General features: G+C 55.8%; 12 protein-coding genes. 7 read left to right on the forward strand and 5 right to left on the reverse strand.

Annotated features, from left to right (window positions below; all coding sequences use genetic code 11):
- The first annotated feature begins 6 nt into the window (after window positions 1-6).
- From ACXADZ_RS16470 to ACXADZ_RS16485, 4 genes are read left to right on the forward strand one after another with little or no spacing between them, the layout of a single operon-like run.
- Window positions 7-492, forward strand: coding sequence for a hypothetical protein (locus ACXADZ_RS16470; RefSeq protein ID WP_475197985.1), 486 nt, complete (start codon window positions 7-9; stop codon window positions 490-492).
- Window positions 489-1073: a MotE family protein gene (locus ACXADZ_RS16475; protein ID WP_475197988.1), complete on the forward strand. Its 585-nt coding sequence runs from the start codon at window positions 489-491 to the stop codon at window positions 1071-1073. Before ACXADZ_RS16470 ends, ACXADZ_RS16475 begins: the two co-directional genes overlap by 4 nt.
- Window positions 1074-1120: 47 nt before the next feature.
- Complete coding sequence (gene motA, locus ACXADZ_RS16480) at window positions 1121-1990, forward strand: flagellar motor stator protein MotA (RefSeq protein WP_171093164.1); 870 nt, start codon at window positions 1121-1123, stop codon at window positions 1988-1990.
- Window positions 1987-4125, forward strand: coding sequence for a hypothetical protein (locus ACXADZ_RS16485; RefSeq protein ID WP_475197991.1), 2139 nt, complete (start codon window positions 1987-1989; stop codon window positions 4123-4125). The genes motA and ACXADZ_RS16485 overlap by 4 nt, the downstream gene beginning before the upstream one ends.
- Window positions 4126-4346: 221 nt before the next feature.
- On the opposite strand, the gene betB is transcribed toward ACXADZ_RS16485, so the two are convergent.
- Window positions 4347-5801, reverse strand: coding sequence for a betaine-aldehyde dehydrogenase (gene betB / locus ACXADZ_RS16490; RefSeq protein ID WP_475197993.1), 1455 nt, complete (start codon window positions 5799-5801; stop codon window positions 4347-4349).
- Window positions 5802-5987: 186 nt separating this feature from the next.
- On the opposite strand from betB, the gene ACXADZ_RS16495 reads away from it, so the two are divergent.
- A complete protein-coding gene (locus ACXADZ_RS16495; RefSeq protein ID WP_171093159.1) occupies window positions 5988-6317 on the forward strand; it encodes a hypothetical protein in 330 nt (109 codons plus the stop codon).
- Between the two features lie 3 nt (window positions 6318-6320).
- Here ACXADZ_RS16495 and ACXADZ_RS16500 read toward each other — a convergent pair whose 3' ends face one another.
- Window positions 6321-6833: a potassium channel family protein gene (locus ACXADZ_RS16500; protein ID WP_171093157.1), complete on the reverse strand. Its 513-nt coding sequence runs from the start codon at window positions 6831-6833 to the stop codon at window positions 6321-6323.
- 65 nt (window positions 6834-6898) lie between these two features.
- Window positions 6899-7804, reverse strand: a complete 906-nt coding sequence (trhO, locus tag ACXADZ_RS16505; protein ID WP_475197994.1) for an oxygen-dependent tRNA uridine(34) hydroxylase TrhO — start codon at window positions 7802-7804, stop codon at window positions 6899-6901.
- 96 nt (window positions 7805-7900) lie between these two features.
- Here trhO and pncA point away from each other — a divergent pair, with 96 nt between their 5' ends.
- Window positions 7901-8494: a bifunctional nicotinamidase/pyrazinamidase gene (gene pncA, locus ACXADZ_RS16510; RefSeq protein WP_475197996.1), complete on the forward strand. Its 594-nt coding sequence runs from the start codon at window positions 7901-7903 to the stop codon at window positions 8492-8494.
- On the opposite strand, the gene ACXADZ_RS16515 is transcribed toward pncA, so the two are convergent.
- A complete protein-coding gene (locus ACXADZ_RS16515; RefSeq protein ID WP_171093151.1) occupies window positions 8491-9021 on the reverse strand; it encodes a hypothetical protein in 531 nt (176 codons plus the stop codon). The genes pncA and ACXADZ_RS16515 overlap by 4 nt on opposite strands.
- A 164-nt stretch (window positions 9022-9185) precedes the next feature.
- On the opposite strand from ACXADZ_RS16515, the gene pncB reads away from it, so the two are divergent.
- Entirely contained in the window at window positions 9186-10478 is a 1293-nt protein-coding gene (pncB, locus tag ACXADZ_RS16520) for a nicotinate phosphoribosyltransferase (RefSeq protein ID WP_475198000.1), read from the forward strand.
- On the opposite strand, the gene ACXADZ_RS16525 is transcribed toward pncB, so the two are convergent.
- On the reverse strand, window positions 10475-11926 hold the full coding sequence (locus ACXADZ_RS16525; RefSeq protein ID WP_475198002.1) for an aldehyde dehydrogenase family protein: 1452 nt from the start codon (window positions 11924-11926) through the stop codon (window positions 10475-10477). The genes pncB and ACXADZ_RS16525 overlap by 4 nt on opposite strands.
- Between the last annotated feature and the right edge of the window lie 4 nt (window positions 11927-11930).

Raw genomic sequence — 11930 nt, forward strand, 5'->3', positions numbered from 1 at the left:
GCGAAATTGGAGCTGATTGCGGATATTTTGCTGGTCGCTGGCGCGCTGGGTGCGGGTCTGTACTGTTTTGTTCTATCGCGCCGCCTTAAGCGGTTTACCGACCTTGAGAAAGGCGTTGGTGGCGCCGTGGCCGTGCTATCAACACAAGCGGAAGAGCTGAAGAAATCTCTGGATAACGCACGTGACGCATCTGATCAGTCCGGTGAACAGCTTGGGGCGCTGACACAACGGGCTGAAACCGTCGCTCAGCGGCTGGAACTCATGATGGCGTCAATGCATGACATTGTCCCCGAAGAGGCACCTAAGCCGGATGCAACGGAAGAGCCGGTTTCTACTGAAGCCCAATCAAAAGAGCCAGGCGATATTGAGCAAGAAATCTCCGCAGACCCCGCCGAGTCCGCTGCGCCTGAAGGGAAGGAACAGCAAAACAAAGCCCTCGATGGGTTGATGTTTTTCCGCCATGACCGCAATCAGGACGGAGCCCAGGCATGAGCCGTCGCCGTACCACCCGACAAGACGGCCGCCCGCGAGCTGGCGTTCTAACCGTCATTGCCTTACTGATGCTCGGCTCTGCCGCTATTCGTATCGGGTTAGAGGCGGGACCAGCCCTTGCGAAGCCGTCAGGACCTGAGGTTGCAGAATCCAACCCCACAGCACCACAGGCACGCGATATTCAGGCGCTCTTGAATGAACTTCTAAAGCGAGAAGAACGGGTCAAGCAACGCGAAGACATACTTCGTGAACAGGAAAAAGCGCTGGAGATCGCCGGTCAGGCGATAGAGACGCGTCTGGTTGCGCTTGAAGAGGCAGAACAGTCTTTGCGCGCCACCTTGGCCGTTGCCGACAACGCCGCCGAGAAAGATCTGACCCGTCTGACAGATGTTTATCAGACCATGAAACCCAAAGATGCAGCAGCGTTATTTGAAACCATGGAACCAACTTTTGCAGCTGGATTCCTGTCGCGTATGCCGCCCGACTCTGCAGCTGGGATTCTGGCGGGTCTCAGTCCTGAGGCGGCCTATACGATCAGTGTGGTCATGGCCGGGCGCAACGCCTCAGCCCCACTGGAATAGTAACCTGTGTCACCCCGTCTAGCGCACCCCCTAACCGGAGATTTCAAATGATTGGAATTGTAGGAATTGTCGTCATTTTTGTGATGGTTTTCGGCGGCTACCTTGCTGCTGGCGGCAAGATGACCATCATTCTGAAATCGCTGCCGTTCGAAATGATGATGATCGGCGGTGCAGCAGTTGGCGCTTTTCTGATCAGCAATGACATGGGCGGTGTGAAACACACGGTCAAGGATATGGGCAAGGTCTTCAAAGGTCCGAAATGGAAACCCGAAGACTATCGCGACCTTCTCTGCCTTTTGTTTTCGCTGATCCGTATTGCGCGCGCCAATCCGGTTGAGGTTGAACAACATATCGAAGATCCGGAAAACTCCAGCCTGTTTTCTGCCTACCCCAAGATTCAAGCCGACAAGGAAGCGGTTGATCTGATCTGTGACACGATGCGGTCTGCCGCGATGAATTACGATGATCCCCACCAAGTGGAAGAGGTGCTGGAAAAGCGGATGGAGGCGAACTTTCATCACGCGATGCACTCGAGCCATGCCTTACAGACAGTGGCAGACGGCTTGCCCGCGCTTGGAATCGTGGCAGCGGTTTTGGGGGTCATCAAGACCATGGGCTCGATCGATCAACCACCCGAGGTGCTGGGCAAGCTGATCGGCGGTGCTTTGGTAGGCACGTTCCTTGGGGTTTTCCTGGCGTATGGTCTGGTGGGCCCCTTTGCCGGGAAATTGAAATCCGTGGTCGAGGAAGACAATCACTTCTATCAACTTATCAAGGAAGTTTTGGTCGCAAACCTGCACAACCACAATGCTGCCATGTGTATCGAGGTCGGACGTCAGAATACACCCACGCACAACCGCCCCGGCTTTACCGAACTTGAAGAAGCGTTGAAGGACCTAAAGCAGGCGGCCGCATGAAACATCTCGGACTGTTGATATCGGCTGTTGTCGCAGCGGCCACCTCAGCCACGGCGCAAGACGTGGCAGTTCGGTCAGGTGAGCATGACGGATATACGCGTTTGGTGTTTAACGTGCCGCCGAACACAGAATGGAGATTGGCCCAGCGCAGAGACGGCGCGCGATTGACGGTGGACTTGGACGGCGTGACCTTTCGAACAGGATCGGTTTTCAGCAGATTGACGACGAACCGTCTTGAATCGCTGTCACAGGCTCAACCCGGGGACGCTTTGGACCTTGAGTTCGGCTGCGAATGCGTGGCTTCGGCTTTTCTGTACCGAGGGTCGATGATCGTTCTCGACATCACGCCAGGAGAGTTCCTGCCGCCGTTGCTGGCTGATATTCCACCGCCGATGCAACAACGGCCCGTTAATGCAACAACTGCTTCGGATACAAACGCGCAAATGTCAGGGCTTGACCTGCCGCTTCTTGAGCGTGGGTTAAAAGACCAACTGTCGACCCGGTTTTTGCAGGGCGCTGACCGTAAGCTGCTTGATCTGCATCTGGCCCCGGTTGGACCGCGCAGTTCTATCACATCCAATGAAGATCCACTGTTGAGCGGCTTGAGTGCGAATATTCGCCTGACGACTGTGCTGGACGATCTGCAGGATGTGTTGAATTCCGAGGTTCTGCAACTCGACCTTCAAAAAGCCTGCATCTCGACGTCCGAATTGGGTTTCTCAAGTTGGTCCACAGCGGACCCATTCGCCACGCAGGTATCTGTTCTGCGTACAGCGCTTTATCATGAGTTTGACACGCTCGACGAAGACAGCGCTCTGAAACTGGCTAAGCTGTATGCATTCCACGGCTTTGGGGCCGAGGCTTTGGCCGTTTTAGAATTGACCGAGTTAGTGTCTGATGAAGCGGATCGCATCAAGGCGATTGCGCGGATCGTAGACGAAACGGCGGTGCAAAACACCAGTCCGTTCAGTGGTTTGCAACGTTGCGACAGCGATGCAGCGCTTTGGGCTGTCCTTTCTGACAATGCGTTAGCTGCCGATGCCGATGTCGAAGCAATCGAGCAAGCATATGCAGGATTGCCGGATCATCTCCGCCGCAGGTTTGGTATGCAGCTTTCACAAATTCTCGTCGAAGGAAACCAATTGGAAGCCGCGCGCAGAGTGATACGTTCAGTTGAGCGTATTGACGAAAGCGCGTCGCCCAGCATGACGCGCGCCAAGGCCATGATTGCCGCAGCCGAAGGCAACGGAGCCCGTGAAGAAAAGTTGCTGACCGAGGTTGTTACGGCAACCGAAGCAACGCCTGAAGCACCGGTGGCCTTGGCCCGTTTGGTTGAAAAGCGTTGGACCGATCGCAAAACTGTTTCCACGCAAGAGCTTGAGTTGGCTGCGTCTTATTCGGTTGAGTATCGGCGCTCGGATCTGGGCCCTATGATGGCCCGTACCCATGCGATTGCGCTGAGCCTTAGTCAGGATTTTGATCCTGCATTCGGCATCATTTTGGAACTGGAAAACGGGCAGGACAGGGACCGCGCGTTCAATCGGCATCTGCACCTATTGGCAGAGCGGTCCGATGACGTGACCTTCTTACAGCAAACATTTCACATCCTGCAGATGAAAAAAACGCCACCCCTGACCACAGGCGCTGCAATCGCATTGGCTGATCGGCTCGCCACACTCGGGTTCGCGGATCAGGCGTTTGCTCTGGCAAACAGAACCGAAGATCAAACCCGTCGGACTGAAAGGGCCCGTTTACGAGCCAGGGCAGCCATGCTTTCGGAACGCCCCCACCAAGCGCTGCTTGAATTGGCTAAGGACGACTCGGACAAAGCACTGGCGTTGCGAGCACAGGCCATGGAAATAGCGCAGGACTATTCGGGCGCAGCTGAGGTCATGCAGAGTTTGGAGCAAGACGAGGCTGCAAAAAGACTTTTATGGTTGGCGGGTTTGCCGGGAGACACGGTTGATCCTACGGATGGGAAATACGCGACTCTGCACCGGACCACTCAATCCTTGATTGCTCCCCCTGAAAGACATTTGGAAAAACCATTGAAAGACGCACAGGATCTGCTTGAAGACAGCGAAACGACGCGACAGAAGATCGCTGAGATGTTCAATTCGATCAATAGAGAGTGACACGCGCTTCTCGCGTGCCGCGGTCAACAGGTTTTCAAAATGCGGGAATACTACGACGTGGGATGAACCCCGCGATAGCCATTCAAGGCTTCGTCGTCGCCGATTTTGGTTTTGCAAGTATCAGCAACCCCAAAAGTCGGATAGCAATCCTGTTGATGTGCTCAGCGCCCGACATTTGTGCCGGGCGCAGAAAAATGGGTCTATAGCCGAGCCATCGCTTATCAGTATGGTGCCTCGACATCGTTCATTGAGACATAGACGGTTTTCATCTCGCTGAAGTGGTTGATCGCCAGTTTCGAGTTTTCGCGCCCCACGCCTGACATTTTCGATCCGCCAAACGGGGCTTCGACCGGGGCAAGGTTATAGGTGTTGATGTAACAGGTACCTGCCTCAAACCCGGCCACAACGCGGTGGGCGCGTGTCAGATCGCTGGTGAAGACACCAGCGGCCAGACCGAATTCAGTGTCGTTGGCGCGGGCCATGACCTCGGCTTCGGTGTCAAAATCCAGCACCGACATGACCGGACCAAAGATTTCTTCGCGCGCGATGGTCATGTCGTCGGTCACGTCTGCAAAGACTGTGGGTTGCATGTAGAACCCGTCGCCATCAAGCCGCGCTCCACCATAGACCAGACGCGCGCCCTCGGCCTTGCCTTTTTCGATATAGCCCAGCGCGATATTCATCTGATTTTCGCTGACCATCGGGCCAAAGCTGACATCCTCGTCCATCGGATCGCCGATTTTGGCGTTGGCCAAACGTTCGGAAAGACGTTTGAGGAAAGCTTCCTTGATACCCTTTTGTACAAACACGCGGGTACCGTTGGAGCAGACCTGACCTGAGGAATAGAAGTTGCCCAGGATTGCACCCGAAACCGCGTTTTCGATATCGGCGTCATCAAACACGATCATCGGGGATTTACCGCCCAATTCCATGGTGACGTGTTTCATGCCCTCGGCTGCTGCGGCATAGACCTTGCGGCCCGTCGGAACGGAGCCGGTCAGCGAAACCTTGGCCACGCGCGGATCAGTGACCAGCGAAGCGCCTACATCGCCATACCCCTGGATCACGTTGTAAACGCCTTTTGGCGCGCCGGCCTCGATGAGGATTTCTGCGACTTTCAACGCCGAAAGGGGCGTGGTCTCGGATGGCTTGAATACCATGGAATTGCCGCAGGCCAGCGCTGGGGCCCCTTTCCAGCAGGCGATTTGGGTCGGATAGTTCCATGCCCCAATCCCGACGCAAACGCCCAGAGCCTCGCGGATCGTATAGACAAAATCGCCGCCGCCCAGAGGAATGTGTTCGCCTGTCAGGCTGCCTGCCAGACCACCAAAATACTCAAGAGCATCCGCGCCCGAAGTGGCATCCGCCACGGTGGTTTCCTGGATCGGCTTCCCGGTGTCATGGGTTTCCAGAACGGAAAGGTCGTAATTGCGTTCGCGCATGATGTCAGCGGCACGGCGCAACACCCGGCCCCGCTCGGTTCCTGACATCGCCGCCCAGGCTGCTTGTGCGCTTTTGGCACTGTTCAGAGCCTGTTCAACAATCGCCGGTGTTGCCGAATGCAATCGTGCGATCACCTCTCCAGTGGCCGGGTAAATCACGTCGATGGCGGCACCATCTGTATCTTCGACATACGCGCCATCAATGAAATGGCTGGCTTTGGGCTGAAACTTCATACCAAGTCCTCTTCTATTCACCCGTCTGAACGGGACAATTGGTTCGTTGAAATCGGCCCTAAAGATTATTGATTGACCAGTCAATAAATTCATTCGGACGGCAGGATCATGCCAACCGAAGCCCCCAAACCTTGAAATTTTCGGTTAATGTTCTATTTATGTTCTACATAGTCAGAGGATAAACCGATGGCCCAGCACACGCGCCAATCTGCCCTGAACGGGCCCAGCAACGACTATCATCTGCTTCCGGTGACGGACCGACAGATGCGCTATGCCCGCGCAATTGCCGAAAAATCGGCATTGGAGATACCGGTCGAGGCACAACGTGACCGAAAGCTGCTTTCGGATTGGATTTCAACGCACAAACCGCGCAGCACGTCGCAATTCGACAACTACCCAACAGGCAAGCAAGTCGCCTTTGCCGAGCGGATTTCACGCAGCAAACGCCGCCCTATCCCGTCCGAGTGTTTTCGCGACAAGAAAATGATGTCGCGCTGGATCGATCACAACAAATAGAGCCTATTTAGGGTCTTCATGGCTGTGATTGCGCGCGTACAGTGAGACCGCTGCCGCAACGAACATACCCAGCAGGATGTATCCTGTCACAGCCTCGGACACGGCAAGCCCGCGACACAGGCCGGTTGGAGACATGTCGCCATATCCAACCGTTGTGAAGGTCACATAGGAAAAATACAGAATGTCACCCGGACCCTGCGCGCCGACGACACAATGATCGTTGTATCCAAACGCGCCATATACCGCAGCAAACAGGAACGGGACCACCTGTATGAAAGACACCCCCATCAGGAACAATAGCCTACGCGGTGATTTCACTTGAGTCATGTAGTACCAGGACTGCGACACCAGCCAGATCAACAGACCAACCGAAGCGATTGTGCCGATCGTGTCACCTGCGGTCGTTTCGCTCAGGCGTGAAAGGCCATACCAGGCAAGAAAGCTTGCCAGAACCAAACCCAACGCAGCCAAAAAGGTCGACTTCCACTCTTCCAGTGTTGTGGGTTTGCGGCGCATGAGTGCCCCTTCAAGCTGATTTCCAGGTGATCATCCGACCTAAAGCAATGGCCTGCAACCCGAATTCAATCCTGCCGCAAATGCGTCTCACCCCGTTCGCGCGCCAGCAGGATCTGCTTTTGCCGCTCGCGAAAGCGCATTTTATCGGCCTCGGACGTCTCATCGATGCATTGGTGGCAGGACACGCCATGTTCGTATTCCGCGAGTTTCATGTCCTCGGGCAAGATTGGTCGGCGGCAACCGTGGCAAAGCATGTGCGGCCCTTCAACAAGGCCGTGACCGACGGATACACGATTGTCGAACACAAAACACTCACCCTGCCAGGTGCTGTCTTCGACAGGCGTCTCTTCCAGATACCGCAGGATTCCCCCTTTAAGGTGATAGACATCCTCAACCCCTTGCCCCAACAAGTAGTTGGTGGACTTTTCGCAACGGATACCGCCGGTGCAGAACATGGCGACGCGTTTGTTGTGAAAGCGGTGCTTATTTTCTGCCCACCACGCTGGAAAATCGCGAAAACTGGCTGTTTCAGGGTCTATTGCGCCTTCAAACGTGCCAATCGCCACTTCGTAATCGTTGCGCGTATCAATCACCACAACATCGTCCGAGCGGATAAGGTCGTTCCACTCTTGAGGCTCAACATAGTTGCCAACGCGGGCGCGCGGGTCGACATCCGGCTGCCCCATGGTCACGATCTCTTTCTTCAGTCGCACCTTCATCTTGCCGAATGGCGGATGATCCGAGGTCGCCTCTTTCCACTCAAGATCCGCGCAACCGGGCAAGGCGCGAATATATTCCAGAACCGCATCAATCCCAGCACGCGGACCTGCGATAGTGCCGTTGACCCCTTCGTGCGCCAGCAGCAACGTGCCGGTGACTGATTGGGCGCGGCACAGGTCCAGCAGCGGGTCGCGCAACGCGGCGGGATCCGGGAAACGTGTGAAATGATACAGGGCAGCGATGGTATACATAGGCGCGATTTACCTTCGTAGACCCGAAGCCGCAAGGGAGTGCATTGACGCCTGACGCCCCGCCCCCTACCGATAAGACAATCAAAGGAGGCCGCAATGACCCATGCCCTGCTCGTCATCGATGTTCAGAACGATTTCTGCCCCGGCGGTGCTTTGGCGGTGGCAGGGGGGGATGAAATCGTGGCCCCCATCAACGCAATGATGGACGATTTTGACGCTGTGATCCTGACACAAGACTGGCATCCTGCAGGACATTCCTCATTCGCCAGCTCACATGAGGGCAAAAATCCGTTTGACCTGATCGAGATGCCCTACGGCCCTCAGGTTCTCTGGCCCGACCACTGTGTTCAAGGATCGCAGGGGGCCGCGTTTCACTCTGATCTCCGCGTCAATGGCGATCTGATCCTCCGTAAAGGGTTTCGCGGTGCCATCGACAGCTACTCTGCATTCTTTGAGAATGATCACAAAACGCCCACAGGGTTGAAAGGATATCTGGAAACACGAGGTATCGACCGCTTGACGCTGGTTGGTTTGGCCACTGATTTCTGCGTTCATTACTCGGCCGTGGATGCCGCGCGGTTGGGGTTTGATGTCTCAGTTCGCATGGACGCCTGCCGCGCCATTGACATGGAGGGGTCGCTGGCCGCAGCGGAACAGGCGATGCGCGACGCCGGAGTTACCCTGATTTAAGGGGTCGTCCCGGCGGCTGCCAGAAGCTTAAGAATCACAAACAAAACGACTGCCAACCCCAAAGCCAACCCGATGCGGCCAGGTACTGTTCGCCGGTCGTTGCTAGGCTGCACCGGTTTTGGCGGTGGCGTACGCACCTGACGCGCACGCACGATCCCTGCCATCGGCTGCGCAACACGCACGTAGGTCAGGAAATCCATCAGGTCGAATTCGCCGCAATATTCCCCGCGAACCCCATGCGTCTTTATATTGGCAAAAAGTGACCTCAGAACCCGCACCCGGTCGGCTTGATCCTCGGCAGGGAAAACACCCGGCACGATACCGCTGTTGCGCGACTCAAGACTGAACCCGGCGTCCAGGAACATCTTGCGGATCTTCGGCGAAGTTCCCCGCAAAGCATCCGCAGTTCTAATGTCGCGGAAAACTGCATGCACCTGACGGCCCCCATCCCTCTGAGCCCCTGGCTTTTCAGAGTCAAAATCGTCTAGTGCAGCTTTAACAATATCAAAATCGTACTCGAGACCCATTCACAAACTCAGTTCCGTATTTCCATCCCCTCTTCTCACTAACCGGTGAAAACAATGCACAATATGCCGGTAATGTGACGTCATACTGGCATTGTCACCAAATCAGCGACTCTTGCCATTCCCGTTGTCGATTGATCTAACTACGGAAATTGCAGGAGTTCCCCATGGTCGACATTGCGACCCGTGTATACAATCACAAATGGCAGATTGACCCTATTGTCCGGTCTTTGATCGATACGGACTTCTACAAACTGCTGATGTGTCAGTCAGTGTTTCGAAACAAGCCCCAAACAACGGTGGCTTTTTCACTGATAAATCGGTCGAATCACGTTCCTTTGGCGAAATTGATCGACGAAGGAGAACTGCGGGAACAGCTGGATCACATTTGCTCACTTAGCCTGAGCCGGGGCGAAAGCACCTGGCTTCGGGGAAATATGTTCTATGGAAAACGGCAGATGTTCCGCTCGGATTTCATGGAATGGTTCGAGAATATGCGCCTGCCGCCTTATCATCTGGAACGCAAGGGCGATCAGTATGAACTGACCTTCGAAGGCAAATGGCATGAGGTCATGCTGTGGGAAATCCCTGCACTGGCGGTGTTGATGGAACTGCGATCGCGCGCCGTTCTCAATGAAATGCGACGGTTCGAGTTGCAGGTGCTTTATGCCCGTGCGATGACCCGCGTGTGGGAAAAGATCGAAAAGCTGAGCTCGGTTGACGGTCTGAGCATTGCGGACTTCGGCACGCGGCGGCGGCATTCCTTCCTGTGGCAGGATTGGTGCGTGCAAGCCATGATCGAAGGATTGGGCGCGTCGTTTACCGGGACGTCAAATTGCCTGATCGCCATGCGGCGCGAAGTTGAGGCCATAGGCACCAACGCCCATGAATTACCCATGGTCTATTCAGCGCTGGCCGACACCGACGCAGAATTGGCGCAAGCCCCCTACGACGTCCTAAGCGACTGGCATGATGAGCATGACGGCAACCTGCGTATCATCTTGCCCGACACTTACGGAACCAAAGGTTTCCTGGACAACGCCCCCGACTGGTTGGCCGGATGGACCGGAATACGCATCGACAGCGGCGATCCGGCGGCAGGGGCCGAAGTGGCCATCGAGTGGTGGAAGTCGCGCGGTGAAGATCCGACCCAAAAGCGGATCATTTTCTCAGATGGTCTGGATGTCGAGAAAATTCAGGAGTTGCACACCCAATTCGCAGGTCGCGCCAATATTTCCTTCGGCTGGGGCACTTTGCTGACCAACGATTTTCGCGGACTTGTGCCCAATGACGCACTGGCCCCGTTCTCATTGGTCTGCAAAGCGGTTTCTGCCAACGGTCGCCCGACGGTGAAGCTGTCGGACAACCCTGAAAAGGCGATGGGACCACAAGACCAGATCGAGCGGTACAAGCGTGTTTTCGGGGTCGGCGCTCAAGAAGCGATCGAGGTTGTTGTCTAACCGTGATAGGCGGCAACCGTCTTCAGTTGTGAGAACCCGTACAACGCCTCGAACCCTTTTTCGCGACCGTGACCGGATTTGCCAACACCGCCAAAGGGCAATTCAACTCCGCCCCCAGCGCCGTAGTTGTTGATAAACACCTGCCCCGAATGTAGCCCTTTCGCCAGTCGCATCTGCCGGGCCCCGTCACGCGTCCAGATGCTGGCAACCAGGCCGTATTCTGTACTATTTGCGATTTTTATAGCCTGCTCTTCGGTGTCAAACGGGATTAGAACCTGAACCGGGCCAAAAATCTCATCCCGCGCCAGCACATGATCGGGCGATACATCAGCAAACAAAGTGGGCCGTATATAAGCACCAGTCTCAGGCGCCGCACTCACGATATGACCCTGCGCGGCAATGGTCAGATCCGCGCCTTTATCCAGAAAACCGCTAACGATCTGTTTCTGCCGGTCCGAGATCAGCGGCCCCACACGCAGATCCTGCATCGCAGGTCCGACGGTCAGCTGTTCATAAGCTTCAGACATGCGGGACTTGACCTGATCGTACACCCCACGTTGCACCAGAATGCGCGACGAGGCCGAACAGGTTTGCCCTGCATTCTGTATGCCAGCATTCACCAAAAACGGCAGCGCCGCGTCCAGATCGGCATCGTCAAAAACCAGTTGCGGGGATTTTCCGCCCAGTTCCAGAGTCACGGGCACCACATTGCGCCCTGCGGCCTGTTGCACCAATGCCCCGGTAGCGACAGAGCCCGTAAACGAGATATGGTTCACACTTGGATGCGCCGACAGCGCTGCGCCCGCCTCAGTCCCCAGGCCGGGTACGACGTTCAAAGCACCGGCAGGCAAGCCCGCCTGCTGCGCCAGATGAGCAAAAGCCAGTGCCGTTAAACAAGCTTCCTCTGCAGGTTTCAGAACGCAAGCATTGCCCATGGCCAGCGCCGCCCCGACCGAACGCCCAATGATCTGCATCGGGTAGTTCCACGGCACGATATGGCCCGTCACCCCATGCGGTTCTCGCAGCGTATAAACGGTGTAGCCATCAAGATAGGGGATGGTCTCTCCCATCACCTTGTCAGCTGCGCCGCCATAGAACTCGCAATACCGGGCCAGCGCAACAGCATCGGCACGGGCTTGCGTAAGCGGCTTGCCCACATCCATCGACTCAAGCTGCGCAAGATCCTCGACCCGTTCCAGCACCAGCTGACCCAACCTCGTAAGAATACGCCCCCGCTCCAACGCCGTTTTACGCCCCCAATCGCCCTGCAATGCGGCTTGAGTCGCTTGAACTGCGGCATCGACATCTGTCTCTGAACCACGTGCGATCCGGCAGATTTCGGTCCCGTCCGAGGGGTTAATGAGCGGCAGGGATTCACCCGAGGACGCGGGCACCCAGCGTCCATCAATCAGGCAAAGAGCGGGGTCGAACCATATCTTTTGCGTCAATTTT

It is taken from the genome of Ruegeria sp. ABM4_193, assembly GCF_056158705.1.

Bases quoted from the DNA above. Each gene is read 5' to 3' on its own strand.
- ACXADZ_RS16515 (WP_171093151.1), bottom strand. From the start codon at position 9,021: ATGGGTCTCGAGTACGATTTTGATATTGTTAAAGCTGCACTAGACGAT.
- ACXADZ_RS16485 (WP_475197991.1), top strand. From the start codon at position 1,987: ATGAAACATCTCGGACTGTTGATATCGGCTGTTGTCGCAGCGGCCACC.
- pncB (WP_475198000.1), top strand. From the start codon at position 9,186: ATGGTCGACATTGCGACCCGTGTATACAATCACAAATGGCAGATTGAC.
- ACXADZ_RS16500 (WP_171093157.1), bottom strand. From the start codon at position 6,833: ATGCGCCGCAAACCCACAACACTGGAAGAGTGGAAGTCGACCTTTTTG.
- trhO (WP_475197994.1), bottom strand. From the start codon at position 7,804: ATGTATACCATCGCTGCCCTGTATCATTTCACACGTTTCCCGGATCCC.
- ACXADZ_RS16475 (WP_475197988.1), top strand. From the start codon at position 489: ATGAGCCGTCGCCGTACCACCCGACAAGACGGCCGCCCGCGAGCTGGC.
- pncA (WP_475197996.1), top strand. From the start codon at position 7,901: ATGACCCATGCCCTGCTCGTCATCGATGTTCAGAACGATTTCTGCCCC.
- betB (WP_475197993.1), bottom strand. From the start codon at position 5,801: ATGAAGTTTCAGCCCAAAGCCAGCCATTTCATTGATGGCGCGTATGTC.
- motA (WP_171093164.1), top strand. From the start codon at position 1,121: ATGATTGGAATTGTAGGAATTGTCGTCATTTTTGTGATGGTTTTCGGC.
- ACXADZ_RS16495 (WP_171093159.1), top strand. From the start codon at position 5,988: ATGGCCCAGCACACGCGCCAATCTGCCCTGAACGGGCCCAGCAACGAC.